The organism is Micromonospora sonchi (assembly GCF_014646235.1).
Taxonomy (GTDB): Bacteria; Actinomycetota; Actinomycetes; order Mycobacteriales; family Micromonosporaceae; genus Micromonospora; species Micromonospora sonchi.
Window position 1 is genome coordinate 209,902 of sequence record NZ_BMNB01000004.1, and the last position, 16,100, is coordinate 226,001.

Annotated in this window: 18 protein-coding genes; 9 read left to right on the forward strand and 9 right to left on the reverse strand. The window is 72.0% G+C overall.

The features are described 5' to 3' along the window. Positions 1-4: 4 nt before the first annotated feature. Both IEY61_RS06595 and IEY61_RS06600 read right to left on the reverse strand, forming a co-directional pair. Positions 5-343, reverse strand: a complete 339-nt coding sequence (locus tag IEY61_RS06595) for a metallopeptidase family protein (RefSeq protein WP_189041668.1) — start codon at positions 341-343, stop codon at positions 5-7. 134 nt (positions 344-477) lie between these two features. After that, entirely contained in the window at positions 478-909 is a 432-nt protein-coding gene (locus tag IEY61_RS06600) for an OsmC family protein (protein ID WP_189041558.1), read from the reverse strand. A 142-nt stretch (positions 910-1,051) separates the two neighbouring features. On the opposite strand from IEY61_RS06600, the gene IEY61_RS06605 reads away from it, so the two are divergent. From IEY61_RS06605 to IEY61_RS06615, 3 genes are all read left to right on the forward strand, one after another. Beyond that, positions 1,052-1,783 (forward strand): hypothetical protein, encoded by a 732-nt coding sequence (locus tag IEY61_RS06605; RefSeq protein ID WP_189041560.1) that lies wholly within the window; start codon positions 1,052-1,054, stop codon positions 1,781-1,783. Between the two features lie 154 nt (positions 1,784-1,937). After that, positions 1,938-2,759 (forward strand): HAD family hydrolase, encoded by an 822-nt coding sequence (locus IEY61_RS06610; RefSeq protein WP_189041562.1) that lies wholly within the window; start codon positions 1,938-1,940, stop codon positions 2,757-2,759. Next, on the forward strand, positions 2,759-3,574 hold the full coding sequence (locus IEY61_RS06615; protein WP_189041565.1) for a Cof-type HAD-IIB family hydrolase: 816 nt from the start codon (positions 2,759-2,761) through the stop codon (positions 3,572-3,574). The genes IEY61_RS06610 and IEY61_RS06615 overlap by 1 nt, the downstream gene beginning before the upstream one ends. A gap of 72 nt (positions 3,575-3,646) precedes the next feature. Here the strand turns inward: IEY61_RS06615 and IEY61_RS06620 are convergent, their stop codons facing one another. Next, on the reverse strand, positions 3,647-4,249 hold the full coding sequence (locus tag IEY61_RS06620) for a bacterial proteasome activator family protein (RefSeq protein ID WP_189041567.1): 603 nt from the start codon (positions 4,247-4,249) through the stop codon (positions 3,647-3,649). Positions 4,250-4,315: 66 nt separating this feature from the next. On the opposite strand from IEY61_RS06620, the gene IEY61_RS06625 reads away from it, so the two are divergent. Next, positions 4,316-5,143 (forward strand): alpha/beta hydrolase family protein, encoded by an 828-nt coding sequence (locus IEY61_RS06625; RefSeq protein ID WP_189041569.1) that lies wholly within the window; start codon positions 4,316-4,318, stop codon positions 5,141-5,143. A gap of 50 nt (positions 5,144-5,193) precedes the next feature. Continuing rightward, on the forward strand, positions 5,194-6,393 hold the full coding sequence (locus IEY61_RS06630) for an ABC transporter substrate-binding protein (protein ID WP_189041571.1): 1,200 nt from the start codon (positions 5,194-5,196) through the stop codon (positions 6,391-6,393). A 19-nt stretch (positions 6,394-6,412) separates the two neighbouring features. On the opposite strand, the gene ddaH is transcribed toward IEY61_RS06630, so the two are convergent. Further along, positions 6,413-7,246 (reverse strand): dimethylargininase, encoded by an 834-nt coding sequence (ddaH, locus tag IEY61_RS06635; protein ID WP_373293103.1) that lies wholly within the window; start codon positions 7,244-7,246, stop codon positions 6,413-6,415. Positions 7,247-7,305: 59 nt separating this feature from the next. Between ddaH and IEY61_RS06640 the strand changes: the two genes are divergently transcribed. The 3 genes from IEY61_RS06640 (at position 7,306) to IEY61_RS06650 (ending at position 10,870) form a co-directional block, all read left to right on the forward strand. After that, positions 7,306-7,764: an Lrp/AsnC family transcriptional regulator gene (locus tag IEY61_RS06640; protein ID WP_189041573.1), complete on the forward strand. Its 459-nt coding sequence runs from the start codon at positions 7,306-7,308 to the stop codon at positions 7,762-7,764. 50 nt (positions 7,765-7,814) lie between these two features. Continuing rightward, positions 7,815-9,734 (forward strand): beta-propeller domain-containing protein, encoded by a 1,920-nt coding sequence (locus IEY61_RS06645; protein ID WP_189041575.1) that lies wholly within the window; start codon positions 7,815-7,817, stop codon positions 9,732-9,734. A gap of 179 nt (positions 9,735-9,913) precedes the next feature. Then, positions 9,914-10,870, forward strand: a complete 957-nt coding sequence (locus IEY61_RS06650) for a zinc-binding dehydrogenase (protein WP_189041577.1) — start codon at positions 9,914-9,916, stop codon at positions 10,868-10,870. A 6-nt stretch (positions 10,871-10,876) separates the two neighbouring features. Here the strand turns inward: IEY61_RS06650 and IEY61_RS06655 are convergent, their stop codons facing one another. The 3 genes from IEY61_RS06655 to mobA form a co-directional block, all read right to left on the reverse strand. Continuing rightward, entirely contained in the window at positions 10,877-11,959 is a 1,083-nt protein-coding gene (locus IEY61_RS06655) for a T3SS (YopN, CesT) and YbjN peptide-binding chaperone 1 (protein ID WP_189041579.1), read from the reverse strand. Positions 11,960-12,051: 92 nt separating this feature from the next. Further along, complete coding sequence (locus tag IEY61_RS06660; protein WP_189041581.1) at positions 12,052-12,309, reverse strand: DUF6457 domain-containing protein; 258 nt, start codon at positions 12,307-12,309, stop codon at positions 12,052-12,054. Further along, positions 12,306-12,992 (reverse strand): molybdenum cofactor guanylyltransferase, encoded by a 687-nt coding sequence (mobA, locus tag IEY61_RS06665; RefSeq protein WP_189041583.1) that lies wholly within the window; start codon positions 12,990-12,992, stop codon positions 12,306-12,308. Before mobA ends, IEY61_RS06660 begins: the two co-directional genes overlap by 4 nt. Before the next feature lie 313 nt (positions 12,993-13,305). On the opposite strand from mobA, the gene fdhD reads away from it, so the two are divergent. Further along, complete coding sequence (fdhD, locus tag IEY61_RS06670; protein WP_189041585.1) at positions 13,306-14,160, forward strand: formate dehydrogenase accessory sulfurtransferase FdhD; 855 nt, start codon at positions 13,306-13,308, stop codon at positions 14,158-14,160. Here fdhD and IEY61_RS06675 read toward each other — a convergent pair whose 3' ends face one another. Next, positions 14,161-14,871, reverse strand: a complete 711-nt coding sequence (locus tag IEY61_RS06675) for a GAP family protein (RefSeq protein ID WP_189041587.1) — start codon at positions 14,869-14,871, stop codon at positions 14,161-14,163. It abuts the gene before it with no gap. Positions 14,872-14,949: 78 nt separating this feature from the next. Then, the gene (locus tag IEY61_RS06680) at positions 14,950-15,993 is read right to left on the reverse strand and encodes a DUF4192 domain-containing protein (protein WP_189041589.1); all 1,044 of its coding nucleotides are present in this window, start codon (positions 15,991-15,993) and stop codon (positions 14,950-14,952) included. Positions 15,994-16,100: the final 107 nt, after the last annotated feature.

Sequence of the window (16,100 nt, forward strand, 5' to 3'; positions counted from 1 at the left end):
GCCCTCAGCCCCAGCCGAGTTCGTGCAGGCGCGCGTCGTCGATGCCGAAGTGGTGGGCGATCTCGTGCACCACGGTCACCGCCACCTCGTCGATGACGTCCTCGTCGGTGTCGCAGATGCGCAGGATCGGATTGCGGTAGATCAGGATGCGGTCCGGCAGAACACCGGCGTAGTCCCAACCCCGGTCGGTCAACGCGTGCCCTTCGTAGAGGCCGAGCAGGTCCTCTCCGGGGGGTGGATCGTCCTCCACCAGGATCACCACGTTGTTCATCAGCGCCAGCAGTTCCTCCGGAACCTCGTCCAGCGCCTCCCCCACCAGTTCTTCGAACCGCTCGCGCCCCATCTCGACCGCCACGGCGCCATTCTCCCCCACCTACGTGCCGATCTTGCACTCCCGGTCGCGACGAACAGCCGTCAACTGCGGCATGTAGGTGACCACAAGTGCAAGATCGGCGCGGGGTTGGGGAACGGAGTGGGTCAGGAATTCAGGCGGGCGGTCAGGGTGATCTCGGCGCCGGGGGAGAGCAGGCGGGAGATGGGGCAGTTCTGCTTGGCAGTCTCGGCCAGCTCGGCGAACTTCGCCTCGTCGATGCCGGGCACCTCACCGACAGTCTCCAGCTCGATCCGGGTCACGGTGAAGCCGGCGTCGGTCTTGTCGAGGTGCACCTTCGCGGTGGTATCGACGGAGGTCGGCGTCGTGCCGGAGTCGGCGAGCGCCTTGGAGAAGGCCATCGAGAAGCAGCCGGCGTGGGCGGCGCCGATCAACTCCTCGGGGTTGGTGCCCTCTCCCTCCTCGAAGCGGGACTTGAAGGAGTAGTTCCCCTGCAGCCCGCCCTTGCCGGTGCGGATGGTGCCGGAACCCTCGGGAAGGTTGCCCTGCCAGCGTGCGGAAGCGGTACGGATAGGCATGCACCCGACGCTAGTGCACCCGCGCCCCGTCCGGCGACCGACCGGCCCGGCTCGCCCTTCCCCGTTCCCTGGCGGCGGCGACGGACTGTGCCATCATTCGACGCAGACCTGACCGGCGTCGTGTCATGAGGAGAGGTGAGTGATGTCTCACGACCTCCCCGTCCCCCGTCAGGACGACCGCGCCGACGGCACCAACGTCGTCGAGTGGGGCACTGAGAATGAGCAGTCGCCGGCCATCGGGCGGCTCCGTCGGGCTTTCTCCGGCCTCGGAGGCGATCACCGAGGGCCGCTGCTGCTGGCCGGGCTCGGCGCCTTGGCGGCCCTGGTCTCGCTGCTCGGCGAGTGGGTGACGGTCACGCTCCCCGCCAGCGAGGGCGACGGGGGCACACCGGTCGAGATACCCAGCAGTGTGTCCGAGGTCGGCGGGCTGGCCGTCGGCTACGTGGTCGGGATCCTCATGCTGGCAGCCGTGGTCGCGCTCGCGCTGCGCGGCACCGCCGTCGTGCGAGTCAACGCCCGGGTGGCCGGCCTTGCCCTGGCCGCGGGCCTGCTCGCGGTGCTGACGGCGACTGCGGTCACGCTCGACGACAGCCGGCGGATCCCGTTCTACTCCGCCGCGGACGGCTTCAAGATCGAGCAGGGGCGGGGGCTGGTGATGGCCTTCGCTGCCGTCCTGCTCTTCGCCGCCGCGCTCGCCCGAGCCGTTCCGCAGCCGGCCGGGTCGGCCGCCGAGCCGGAAGGGCGCCCGCGCCGTAGTCGTTTCGGCCCAGATGGCGCGGAGCCGGACGAGCAACGCCCGTCGGCCGATATCACCGTCACGCCGACCGTGCCCTTCGCCCGGGAGGCACCACCCCGTCCGGGTTCGATCGGCTGAGCGCACCTGCGATCCGTCGTCCGTTGGCACCCGATTCGCCGGGAAGTCATGGTTGCGACCCGTTCCGCGAGATACGGTTGCTGCCCGCCGTCACGCCGGTCACCCACCCATGACCGTACGGCTGGCCGCTACGGCGGCGGGCGAAGGAGGAACGTTGACCCGCCCCGGCCTGCCCAAGCTGATCGCCACCGACCTTGACGGAACGCTCGTACGCAGCGACGACACCGTCTCGGCGTACACTCACGCGGTTCTCGACCGGGTCCGCGCCGCCGGGATCCCGGTGGTCGGCGCGACCGGTCGCGGTCCCCGACTGACCGAACTGACCCGCAACGACATCCGTGCCGCGGACTTCCTGGTGATGGCCGGCGGCGGCCGGGTCGTCGACCAGAGCGACCCGGCCGGGCCGGTGGTGTTGCGTGACGAGCGCCTCTCCAGCGAGGTGCTGGCCACGCTGCTGACCAACCTGGAGGCGGCGGTTGGTCCCCTGACGGTGATGGTCGAGGCGTCCGATGAGCACGACGCCCCGCTCTGGGGCGACCACCACCCGGCCTGGCCCTACCAGGACCAGTTCGAGGTACGCACCCGCGACGAGTGCCTCGCCGGCGATGTGATCAAGGCGTTCGCCCGGACCGCCGACCATCACGTGGACGAGCTGCTGGCGGTCGCCCGGGAGATCGTTCCGCCGCACCTCGCCACGCTCACCCAGGCCGGCCTGGGCTTCATCGAGATCTGCCCGCCGGGGACGGACAAGGCGACCGGGCTGAGCGTGGTGGCGCAGCGTCTCGGCGTCGACCCGGCCGAGGTGCTGGTCTTCGGTGACATGCCGAACGACCTGCCGATGTTCGAGTGGGCCGGCTGGAGCCGGGTGGCGGTCGCGAACGCCCATCCGGTGCTGCGGACCTCCGCCGACGAGATCACCCTGCGCAACGACGACGACGGGGTGGCGATCTATCTGGACCGGCTACTGTCCAGGTGATGGAGGCAACGCCAGGTCTGATCGCCAGCGACATCGACGGCACGCTGCTCCGCGACGACCGTACGCTCAGCGCACACACCGCGGCCGTGCTGGCCCGGATCTCCGCCCGGGGCACGCCGGTCGTGCTGGTCACCGGCCGGCCGATCCGCTGGCTCCGACTCGTCTACGACCAGCTCGCCGAGCCGCTGCCGGCGATCTGCGCCAACGGAGCGGTGGTTTACGACCCGGTCAACGACGAGGTGCTGCGGGCCGACCCGCTGGCCCCGGAGCTGCTCGCCGAGGTGGCCCGCCGGCTGCGCGCCGAGGTGCCCGAGGTGAGCCTCGCGGTGGAGATCCTCGACAGCAGGCAGATGCGGCACGAGACGCACTACCCACTGCGCTGGGACGCCGACGCCACGGCGATCCGGGTGGTGGAGACCCCCGAGGAACTGCTCTCGATGCCGGCGGTGAAGCTGCTGGCCCGAGCCGAGGGGCACCGGGATCCGGACCGGTTCACCCAGTTGATCGCCGGTGCCCTCGCCGGACTGGCCGAGGCCACCCACTCCTCGCACTCGGGCCTGGTGGAGATCTCGGCGGCCGGCGTGACCAAGGCGGCCGGGCTGGCCTGGTACTGCCGTCGGATCGGGATCGCGGCGACCGACGTGCTGGCCTTCGGCGACATGCCGAACGACGTACCGATGCTGACCTGGGCGGGCCGGGCGGTGGCGGTGGCCAACGCGCACCCCGCCGTGCTGGCCGTCGCCGATGAGGTCACCTCGGCGAACTCCACCGACGGGGTGGCCGCGTACCTGGAGAAGGTCTTCGGAGCGGACTGAGTCGGCCGCCGGACCGCGCGGCCGGCCATCGCCGGGCCACGCGGTCGCGGTCGATCGAGCGGGGACGCGCGGTCAGAGGTACTGGCCGGTGCTGTGGCCCTCGCCACCGGGCTGCCCGAGGCCGGGCATCCCCGGCAGCGCCGCCCCGCCCGGCCCGCTGGGCAGCGCCTGCCGGCCGGACCGCATCTGCTCGAGCTGCACACGGGCCGCCATCTGCTGGGCGACGAGGGCGGCCTGGATGCCGTGGAACAGCCCCTCCAGCCAGCCGACGAGCTGGGCATGGGCGATCCGCAGTTCGCCCTCGCTGGGCGCCTGGTCCTCGCTGAACGGCAGGGAGATCCGTTCGAGCTCCTCGCGCAGCTCGGGAGCCAGCCCTTCCTTCAGCTCGACGATCGACCGCTGATGGATCTCGCGCATCCGGTGCCGGCTGGCGTCGTCCAGCGGGGCGGCCTTGACCTCCTCCAGCAGTTGCTTGATCATGCTGCCGATCCGCATGACCTTGGCCGGTTGCTCGACCAGGCGGGACGGATCCTCACCCGGTCCGTCGTCGGTGTGCATCGTGCCGACCGGTCGGCCGTCCGGCCCGACCACCACCACCGTGCCGTGGTGCCCGGTGCCGTCCCGGCCGGGCTCGTCGTCTTGTCCAGCGGAGCGTGCTTCGGTCATGGCATCCATCTTTACCCAGCGGACTTGCTCGGTGCCCGCCGGCCCGCCTCCCGCGAAGCGCGCTACCGTCGGCCGATGCCACTCGATCCCCGCGCCGTGCTGACCCGGCCGGCTCCCGAGCCGGAGGTGACCGTCGCCTACGGCGAACATCCCGACCAGATCGCCGACCTGCGGCGGCCCGCCGGCGAGGGCCCGCCCCGGCCTCTGTTGATCGTGGTGCACGGTGGGTTCTGGCGGGTCGAGTACGACCGGCGGCACACCGGCCCGCTGGCCGCCGCGCTGGCGGCGCTCGGGCACCCGGTCGCTCAACTGGAGTATCGCCGGACCGGGCAGCCCGGCGGCGGCTGGCCGGGCACGCTCAGTGACGTGGAGGCCGGGGTGGCGGCCCTGCCACGGTTGGCCGCCGCCGCCCTGCCCGGCCAGGTCGCGCCGGCACGGGCGATCCTGGTCGGCCACTCGGCCGGTGGGCATCTCGCGCTGTACGCGTCGGCGCGGGCGCCGGACGTCGTCGGCGGAGTGCTCGCCCTCGCTCCGGTCGCCGACCTGGCCGAGGCGTACCGGCTGGACCTGGACGACGGTGCGGTGGCCGCGTTGCTGGGCGGCGGGCCCGCCGAGGTGCCCGAGCGGTACGCGGAGGCCGACCCTGGCGCACTGACATCACTCCCACCACGGACCGTGGTGATACACGGCACTCTGGATCAACAGGTTCCGGTCGGCCTGAGCCGCGCGTACGTTGCCGCAGCTCAGGCGGCGGGTGCCGATATGCGCCTTGTCGAGCTTCCGGAATGCGAGCATTTCGGGCTTATCGACCCGGAGGGGGCGGCCTGGCCCAAGATAACCGGCGCATTGCGGTCGCTATTCGAACGATCAGCAGCCATTGACGCAGCGTCGCCGAGCAGGTAGAACGCCGAAGGAGCGAGAGGCCACCCGACGAGGCACTTGAAGGGAACCCGGTGTCGCAGATGAACCGCAGGCAGGCACTTCAGCTGCTGGCCGCACTCGGCGCGGGGGGATTCGTCGCCGGATGCGGCTCCGACACCAAAAAGAACGACATCGACACCGTCGAGCCGGTCAAGATCGGCCTGATCGCTCCGCAGTCGGGTCCCGGCAAGTTCATCGGCGACGAGCTCAACAACGGCTTCCAGCTGTACCTGGAACTCAACGACAAAAGCCTCGGCGGCCACCCGGCCAGTCTGCTCGTGGCGGACGAGGGAAACAGCGCCAAGAGCGGCCAGGCAGCCGCCGAAGGGCTGCTCAAGCAGGGTGTGCTCGCCCTGACCGGGGTCGCCAGCTCGTCGACCATGCTCGCCATCCGGGACGTCGTCGAGCAGGCCCGAGTCCCACTGATCGGTTCGAACGCGTCGCCCACCAGCCTGCAGAGCGTCGTCTACATCTGGCGTACGTCGTACGTGCTCGACGAGGCGGGCCGAGCGCTCGGCCGCTACCTCAAGGACGAGCTGGGCCGAAGCGACCGGGTCGCGATCATCCTGCCGGAGGCGGCCGTCGGTGCCGAGGACGTGCTGCGCGGCTTCCGCCAGGAATTCGGCGAGTCCGACCCGCGCATCGCCGACCCCGTGACCTGGACGTCCAACAGCCCGAGCCCGAGCAAGACCGCCTACGTCTCCGACATCGACCGGGCGCTTCGCCGTAATCCCACGGTGGTCTTCTGCTTCTACTCCGGCACGGCGGCGGCCGCCTTCGTCATGCAGCTGCGCGACGCCGGATTCCGGGGCACCATCTACGCGCCCGGCTTCCTCACCGAGGGCCCGGTGCTGGAGAGCATCCGACCATCGGGCGACGCGCTGGGCATCCGCACGGTGCTGAACTACTCCGCCGACCTCAACAACGCGGCGAATCGGCGGTTCGCCTCGGCGTACCGCAAGAAGCACAACGTCTCGCCGACGACGTACGCAATGGCCTCGTACGACGCGGCGGACGTGCTCGACCAGGCGATCCGCCTCGCCGGCCCGACACCCACGCCGCAGCAGGTCAACCTCGGGCTGGGCCGGATCGGCCAGATCGACAGCCCGCGCGGCGTGTGGCAGTTCAACCAGCCGCGCACCCCGCAGCAGAAGTGGTACCTGCGCGAGGTGCAACGTGACGGTCAGGTGCTGTCGAACGTGCTGGTCAACGAGCTGGCCACGCTCGGCTGACGGGGCGCGGGCGGGGGGCTCAGTGCCGCAGCTCGGCGATGCAGCACTTCACGCTGCCGCCGCCCTTCTTGAGTTCGGTCAGTTCCACCGGCACCGGCGTGTAGCCGGCCGTCTCGAGCCGGCTGGCCAGCCGGGTCGCCTCGCTGTTGAGCATGACGTTGGCGCCGTCGCTGACCAGGTTCAGGCCGAAGGCGAGGGCGTCGTCGGCGTCCGCGAGCACCGCGTCCGGAAAGAGCTGGGCGAGCACTTTCTGGCTGGCCGCAGAGAACGCCCCCGGGTAGTAGACGATGTTCGCGTCGTCGATCGAGGCGAGCGCCACGTCCAGGTGGTAGAAACGCGGATCGACCAGCCGCAGTGAGACCACCGGCCGACCCAGCGCCTCCTGCGCCTCCGCGTGCGCGGGCAGCTCGGTGCGGAACCCGTACCCGGCCAGAATCAGCCCGCCGTGCGCCTCCGGGAGGTACGCGAAGTCGCCCTCGCCCTCGTTCGTCTCGTTCGGCGCGATGAACCGCCAGCCCTGCGACTCGTAGAAGGCCCGGTGCGCCGCCGCCTCGGCGGTCCGCTGGTGGTGCTTGAACCGCGCGCCGTAGACCGTCCCGTCCACTGTGAACGCGCCGTTGGCGGCGTAGACCATGTCGGGCAGCCCGGGCTCGGGGGCCAGCAGCTGGACCTCATGACCGAGGCCGAGCAGGGTTTCCCGCAGGCGATCCCACTGCTTGACCGCCAGCTCCGGGTCGACCGGGGCGGTCACGTCCATCCACGGGTTGATCGCGTACTCGACCGCGAAGTGCCGGGGCGCGCACATGAGGTATGTCCGCTTTCGCGGCACTCGTTGCTGTTCCACGGTCACCAAGAGTAGGTAGGGTGGAACTTCCGGAACAGCCAAAAACATTGCTTATCTGAGGCGGAACATTGCAGATTGACGCCGTAGACCAGCGAATCATTGCGCTGCTAGTCGCAGACGCCCGCGCATCGTACGCGGACATCGGCATTCGGGTGTCACTCTCCGCGCCGGCTGTCAAGCGACGGGTCGATCGCCTACGGGCGGCCGGGGTGATCCGGGGATTCACCACGATCGTCGATCCGGCGGCGGTCGGCTGGACCACCGAGGCGTTCGTCGAGCTGTTCTGCGCCGGCCGGACCACCCCGGCGCAGATCGGCGCGGCCGTCCGGCGGCACCCGGAGGTGGTCGGCGCCTACACCGTTTCCGGGGAGGCCGACGCGCTGGTGCACCTGCGCGCCGCCGACATCGCCCACCTCGAGGAGGCGTTGGAGCGGCTGCGGGCGGAGACGTTCGTGACCTCCTCCCGGAGCACCATCGTGCTCTCCCGGCTGGTCGAGTCTCCCGGCGTCGGCCCGTCCACCCGCTGACCCAGATGCCGGGCGGGAACCGGATGCGCGGTGGCCGCGTCGAACCAGCCATGAGACGGGGAACCAAGTTCGCAGCGGCCGGCGGAGCGCTGGTGGCGGTCGTCCTGCTCGCCTCCAACGCTCCGGTCCCCACACCGTCCGAACGCGGCAGCGCCGGATCGTCGATGGTGCCGGTCAGCCTTGCCTACTTCGACTCCTGCGCCGACGCCCTCACCGAACTGCGCGCGGCGGCCACCGCAGCGGTCGGCCCCTACGGTTTCACCGATGAGGACACGCTCCTCGGCGACCGGGCGGCACTCAGCGCCGATTCGAGCGCACGCACCTTCGCCGACGCCCAGAACAAAGCCGGCCCGGCCCCCGGGGCACACCACTCGACGACGAACAACCACGAGACCGGCGTGGACGAGCCCGACCTGGTCAAGACCGACGGCCGGCGGATCGTCACGGCCACCGCTGGAATGCTGCGGGTCGTCGACCCGGTCGACCGTCGGCTCATCGGGAAACTCGACCTCACCGGTGGCCGGGAGGAGTTGCGCTGGGCCGAGCACCCGCTCCTGCTGCTCGGTGACCGTGCGCTGGTGCTGGCCGAGGATGCGCTGGGCCCGGCCGACGGCTTCCGGTCCATCCGGCGGGTCGGTGCCACCCGCCTGTTGCTGGTCGATCTGACCGGCGCGCCCCGGGTGCTCGGTACGTACCGGATCCAGGGCAGCGTCGTCGACGCCCGCCTGACCGGCGGCACCGCCCGGGTGGTGGTCCGCGCGGGCACCCGCCTGGACTTCCCGCTCGACGTCGAGGGCAGCGACCGGGTCCGGACCGAACGCAACCGCAGGGTGATCGCCCGAGCCGGCGTCGAGGCCTGGTTGCCGGAGTACGAGTGGACGGCCGCCGGTGAGCGGCACACCGGGCGGGTCGGCTGCGACCGGCTCAGCCGCCCGAAGCGGATGACCGGCTCATCCACACTCACCGTGCTCAGCTTCGACCTCACCGCCGACCGGCTCGGCGACGGCGACCCGGTCGGCGTCGTGGCCGACGCCGACACCGTCTACGGGACGGCGACCAGCCTCTACCTGGCCGGCCAGCGACCGATGCCGATGACCCTGGCGTCCCGCGGGCGGCCGTCGCCGGCCGACCAGGTCACCGAGATCTACCAGTTCGACACCGGCACGCCCGGCCCTCCCCGGTTTCTGGCCGCCGGCTCCGTGCCGGGCTGGCTGATCAACCAGTACGCCCTCTCCGAATGGGACGGCCACCTGCGGGTGGCCACCACCACCGGTGACCTGTGGGGCGAGGGCCGGACCTCCGAGTCCGCCGTGCGGGTGCTGCGCCGCGAGGGCTCGGCGCTGGTGCCGACCGGGATGGTGGGCGGGCTGGGCCGGGGCGAGCGGATCTATTCGGTGCGCTACCTCGGGCCGGTCGCGTACGTGGTCACCTTCCGGCAGACCGACCCGCTCTACTCCCTCGACCTGGCCGACCCGGCCGCGCCCAGGGTCACCGGCGAGCTGAAGATCACCGGCTACTCGGCGTACCTGCATCCGCTGCCCGACGCACGGCTGCTCGGGGTGGGTCAGGAGGCCAACCTGGACGGGCGGACCGAGGGCGTACAGGTGTCCCTCTTCGACGTCCGCGATCCGGCCCGGCCGACCCGGCTGGACCAGTGGCACCTGCCCCGCGCCTGGTCCAGGGCCGAACACGATCCACACGCCTTCCTGTACTGGCCGGACACCGGCCTGCTGGCGATACCCGTCAATGACGGCGTCCGGCTGCTGCGCGTCACCGGCGACACGATCAGCGAGATCGGCGAGGTGACCCACCCCGCCGTACGGCAGGACGGTGGCGACCAGTCGACGTGGTCACCGCCGGTGCGCCGGTCGCTGATGATCGGTGACGTGCTCTGGACCGTCTCCGAGGCTGGCCTACGGGCCACCGATCCGACCACGGCGCGAAGCCTGAGCTGGATCGCCAACACCTGACCTTCCTCCTCCCGTGGGTGGGGCCCGGTTTCGTCGGGGTTTCCGGGCCCCACCCGCCCCGTCGGGGTTTCCGGCACCGCCCGCCCTGACCGTCGGGGTTTCCCGGCACCGCCCGCCTTGACCTCAACCTCGGTTGAGGTAGTCCACTGGGCTTCGGCGGAAACCGGTGAGGGGGAGACGTGCGGGCGGTGTGGTTGCGCGAGTTCGGCGGACCGGAGATGTTGGTGCCGGGTCCGGCGCCCGATCCGGTACCCGGCCCGGGTCAGGTGCTCATCGACGTGGTGCACGTCAACATCACCTTCGTGGAGACCCTGTTCCGGGCCACCGGCTTCGGGCCGTTTTCCGCTCCGCTGCCGGTGATCCCGGGCAACGGGGTGGGCGGCGTGATCGGCGCGGTCGGGCCGGACGTCGACCCGGGACTGGTCGGCCGCCGGGTGGTCACCAGCACCGGCGGGTCCGGGGCGTACGCCGAGCAGGTCGTCGTCGACGTCACCGCGCCGGTGCCGGTGCCGGACGGGTTGCCGCTGGACGAGGCGGTGGCGGTGCTCGCCGACGGGCGTACCGCCCTGATGCTGACCGAAGCGGCCGGGCTCCGCGCGAGCGACCGGGTGCTGGTCGAGGCCGCCGCCGGTGGGGTGGGCAGCCTGCTGGTCCAGCTCGCGGCCGGGGCCGGCACGCGGGTGGTCGGGCTCGCCGGCGGGGCCCGGAAGGTGGCGCTGCTGCCCGGGTGGGGCGCGCAGGTCGCCGTCGACTACCGGGAGCCGGGCTGGACCGACCGGGTACGCACCGCGGTCGGCGGGGTCGACGTCGTCTTCGACGGGGTGGGCGGCACGGTCGGCCGGGCGGCGTTCGAGCTGCTCGACCCCGGTGGCCGGATGCTCAGCTTCGGGCTGGCCAGCGGCGAGTGGGTCGACATCGGCGAGGAGACCGCCGCCGAGCGGGGCGTGACGCTGATCCGGCCGACGCCGACGCCGCAGCAGCTGCGGGCGTACACCGAGCGGGCGCTGGCGGAGGCGGCGGCCGGTCGGCTCCGCGCGGTGATCGGGCAGCGGTTCCCGCTGGAACGCGCGGCCGACGCGCACGCGGCGATCGGCTCCCGGGCGACCGTCGGCAAGACCCTGCTCGACCTCCGCTGACCGGGCTCACAGGTACATGCCGGTGCGGTGCTCGCCCCGCCGGACCGGCGTGTCCCCCTCGCTGAAGAAGCGCCTGCCGCCGAACTCGCCGTGCAGTCGGTCGTCCAACTCGTCCGCGAGACCGGTCATCACCTGCACCGCGAGCATCAGGTGGGTGGGCTGGAAGTTCCGGCCGAAGACCGGGATCGACGCCCACACGGTGTCGTCGGCGCAGTAGAGGCGGCCGATGGGCATCCGGTTGGTCAGCTCGGAGAGCTTGACGTACAACCGCTCGGTGGGCTCGACCTCGGTGAGCACCGGGGAGAAGACGTCGACCAGCGGTGGATTGTCGCGGACCCGGACGAAGACCATCGCCGATCCGGCGCGGATGTTGATGTCACCGTCGGAGTCCACCTGGACCCGGTCCGAGTCCGACCTGAGCATGGTCGAGACGACCGTCCGGACCCGCTCGGCCAGCTCCAGCACCTCGGTCTCCACGTCGGCCTCACCGGTGACGGCCAGCGCCTCCTCCAGGTCCGTCGCCATCTCCCGCACCAGGCCGGACCCGCTGCGCGCGGTGCCGAGCGGAGGTCCGGGCAGCGCCTCGCCCTCGGCGTCCTCGATCAGGTAAACCAGGAAGGCGGGGTGTGGGGCGCCGTAGATGTCGCGGAGGGTACGCGAGAGCAGGGCGGCCAACCGGCCGTTCTCCCCGACCGCGCAGTGCAGCCCGAAGTGCTCCCCCGAGCCCTCCACCACGCCCGGTGGTGACCAGCCCAGCGCGACCATGTCGGCGACGGCCGCCCGATCCAGCCGGTGCCCTTGCGGCAGCGCCGCATTGCCCACCGCCCGGGCCGCGAACCGGCCATCCGAGCCGATGCCGATGCCGACGGAGTAGACGGCATCATCGGTGCCGGAGGCGGTCGGGTCCAGGGTCAGCTCGACGTGCGCTCCCGGCGGCAGGGCAGCCAGCCGGTCGGCCAGCGCCTTGGCGAACTCCTGCCACGCCTGGGTCACCTTCGCCCGCAGGTCGGCCGTGCTCGGCTCGTCGAGCAGGATCGACTCGTGGTGCGCCGGGATGTCCGGCGGCGCCGAGGGGTGGTCTGCCGTCATGATCGCCTCCGTCCGTTCCGGTCACCCTACCGAGCCGACCGAGGGACGGATCGACCCGGACGGCGATCGGACAGGATCGATGCGCAGGGCGGTCAGTCGGCGGGACGCTCGTCGCCCAGCTCGACCGGCCAGGTGCCGGCCAGCTCGGCGAGGCGGGCTGCCGTCGCGGCGGGATCCGCGCCACGACCGACGGCCAGACCGAGCAGGTACGCGGTGACCGGGGCACCCGGTCGCAGCACCTGATGGGCCACGTCCCGGGCGAGGTCGAGCACGGCCGGCACCGGCACCAGCGCCGGGTCGAGACCCAACTCCGCGCAGGCCGCCGTGACCCAGTCGTCCATCACGGTCATCGCAACCACTCCTCCGCCCGGCGTACGTCACGCTCAGTGTCGCAGTCGAACCACGGCGGTGGGCCACCACCGGACCAGGTCACCTCGCGTACGACGAGCCCAGCGAGCAACTCCCGCAACGACGCACCGGCCAGCCCTCCGCCACGTCCGGCGGCGAGCCGGTGGAGGGCGGTGCGCAGGGCGACCGGGCGCCACACCCCGCAGAGCGTCTGCCGCCGCCCGGCCCCATCGACGAAGCACACCCCGTCGACGGGGTCGCACACGTCGGCGGGCGAATCGTCGAGCTGGCGCAGCAGCACGTCGGCGGGTGGATCGTCGAGGCCGCACAGCAGCTCGTCCACAGGTGAATCGTCGAGGCGGCGCAGCAGCTCGCCGACGGCGGAGCGGGTCAGCAACGGCAGGTCGCCCGCGAGCAGAGCGACAGCCGGTACGTCGGCGTCGACCATGGCCAGCCCGGCGGCGATGGCAGCGACCGGTCCCCCACCCGGTGGCACCTCCCGGGTCAGGCGTACCCCTGCGGGTGCCGGCCCAGCGCCGACGAGGATCCGGGGCGACGCGTCAGCCACCTCGGCGAGCACCCGCTCGCGCATCGGTACTCCGCCGACCGGCAGCGTCGGCTTGTCCCGCCCGCCCATCCGCCGCGCCGCGCCGCCCGCAAGCACCACCGCCGCGTACGCACCCACCCCGTCACGCTAACCCGTCTCCCGCGCCTCCCGCGCTCGCGGTTCTTGGACGGGAGTGGCCCCTCTCTGGGGGCCGAAAGTGTCCAAGATCGCCTGCTCCGAGCAATGGATCGGAAAACATTGCGCCCATGCTGGTCTTCACGCCTGCTGAGGCGTTCGGAGAGACCGCGATCTTGCACTTTCTGTCGCCACAAAAACGAATAAAGGCCGCAAATTGGCGACCATAAGTGCAAGATCGGCGGGGGTGGGGCGTGGGGGGACGGGGTGGGGGTGGGGGTGGGGTTTCGGGGCGGGTGGCGGGCAGGATGGTGGGGTGGGACGGGCTAGTGAGCGGCGCGGAGTGCTTCGCGTGGACCTCGACGCGAGCGACGGCGGACGAGGGCGGGTGCGGCGGCCGGACAGCCTCGCGGTGGAGGAACCGCTGGAGATTCGGGTCGGTGCGGCCGGGCCGAGCCGTCGACCGCCGCTCGCGGTCACCATGCGTACGCCGGGTGCCGACCTTGATCTGGCCATCGGGTTTCTGCTCACCGAGGGGTTGATCCGGTCGGCGGATGATGTGTTCACCGCGCAGTTGTGCTCGGGCGCGGAGACGCCGAACACCTACAACGTGGTCGACGTGACGCTGGCGCCCGGTGTGCCGGAGCCGGCCGCCGAGGCGAGCCGCCACTTCCACACCACCAGCGCCTGCGGGGTGTGCGGCAAGGAGAGCATCGACGCGGTGCGTACCCGCTCGCTGTTCACGGTGGCCGACGACCCACTGACCGTGCCGGCCGAGAGGTTGGCCGAGTTGCCGGGACGGTTGCGTGCCGGGCAGCGGGGCTTCGACCGTACCGGCGGGCTGCACGCCGCGGGTCTGTTCACCGCCGACGGCGAACTGGTGGTGCTGCGCGAGGACGTGGGACGGCACAACGCGGTGGACAAGGTGGTCGGCTGGGCGGTACGCGAACGTCGACTGCCGCTGGCCGCGCACGTCCTGCTGGTCTCCGGCCGGGCCAGCTTCGAACTGACCCAGAAGGCGTGGATGGCCGGGGTACCGCTGCTCGCGGCGGTCTCGGCACCGAGCACGCTCGCGGTCGACCTGGCCGCCGAGGCCGGGCTGACCCTGGTCGGTTTCCTGCGCGGCCGGACGATGAACATCTACACCGGCCCGCACCGGGTGACCGGCTGATCAGCGGTTCGCGAGCATCTCGAACAGTCCCAGCCGGACGGCGGCGTCCCGGGCGATCAGGAAACCGGCGATGCCCAGCACCCAGCCGAGCATGCTCCCGGACGATCGGACAATCCACGCGTTGAGCCGCGCGAGCACCGGCTCGACCCGCCTCGGCCAGGCCACCCGCGCACCCGTCAGCAGCACCGCCGGCAAAACCATGACCAGGCAGTACGCCCCCAGCAGCGCCACCACGGTCAGTACGCCCAGACCCGAGGTGGTCAGCAGGCCGAGCGCGCCGAGGTACGGCAGCATCATCGCCACCTCGGCGAGCGCGGCGAACACCGCCAGCCCGACCAGCCAACGCGCCGACGAGTCACCGGCGGTGACCCGGTCCCGCCACCGCAACACCCGGCCGGCGCCTGCCCCGCGCTTGCCGTCGTAGCGAAAGCTCAACACCAGCAGGCCGACTCCGAGCGTCAGTTGGCCCCAGAGCACCGGCCGGTTGTCCAGCGCCCCACCCAGCGCCTCGGCCAGCCCGGTGCCGCCGAAGTAGAGCAGCAACCCGACCAGAAAGTAGAAACCGGCGATGGTGCCGAGATAGGTCAGCATCCGCCGGACGCTGACCGGACCGGGGGCGAGCAGCAGCCAGACCGGGATGAACAGGGTCCCGATGCTGGTGCTGTCGATCAGCGCAAGGCCGGCGAGGGAGAGCAGCAGGACGATGCTCACGGGGTGTCCGATACCGGTTCGGGCATCCGCCGATTATCCGGCACCACCGTCCGTCCCACTGCCCTCTGGCGCGGCCGTTCATCGCGGGCGACGGCGCGAGCGCCGCCTTCCCCTTCCCCGTCGCGACACCGCCGTCGTCCCGTCCGCGGGCCAGCCATCTAGCCGGGACGGCGGCACACCGCGACGGAGCAGATCGTCCATCAACAGCGCGAGGGAGTACTCCGGGTGCTCGGCCAGCACCCGCTCCAGCGCCACCGCAGCCAGCGCACCCTGCCCGTCCCGCCAGGCGGCGAAGGCCAGCAGCGCGCCGGGTGCGGCGATCAGCTCCGGCTCGGCCCGGCGCAGGATCTCGGTCCAGAACGCCACGTCCTCGGCCCGGCCATCGGTGCGCTCCCAGGCGTGGTCGCGTACCGGAAGGTGGGTCAGCAGCAGGCACAGCCAGGCCACCTCGTCGTCGGTCAGGCGCTCGCCGCTGCGGTGTCGGCGACGGGCGGCGCGGTGGGCGGCGACGCCGGCCGCCCGCAGCGCCCGCCCACCGAGCAGGTCGTTCGCGGGTGCCCCGGCGAGCAGGTCGGTCAACCGCTGTTCCGCCCGCTCGACGGCCGGCCGCATCGTCGCCTCCCCGACCGGCGCCACCTGCGCGGCGAGCGCGTCCCGGTCGGGCAGCGCGACCTGGCCGGCGAAGACGGCCGCCGCCGGGACCACACTGGCCCGAGGGTCGTACGCGCTGCCCTCCGGCGGGCAGCAGCCCGGCTCGGTGCAGAGGTACGACCACCAGCGTCCATCGGTGACCCGCAGGGCGTCGAGCACAGTCAGCCCGGCATCGGTGAGCGCGTCCCGAAGCGCGTCGAGCGCCGGGGTCACCTGGGCGGCCGGACCGTACCCGATCACGGTGGCCGAGTCGGCGCCCTGCCGGGCGGTCACGGCGGCGATGTGCCCCGCCGCCTCGCGGGGATCGGCGTCGCCGGGCAGGTCGCCACGGGCGGCGAAGACGATCCGCGAGCCGGAGAGCGCCACCACCACGAGGCTGTCGGCCGGATGGAAGCCGAGCAGGTACGGCACGGCGGCGATCAGGTCTGCGGGCGAGCGGACGGTGAGCCGGGGAAGGTCGGTCGAGTTCATGGAGACAGCCTGCGAGCCGGCCGGTGCCCGCCGCTGCCCCTGTGGACGACACGCGGGTTATCCACAGCTACTCAACGTAGTTTGCCTGCTCAGCGCCATTCGAGGAC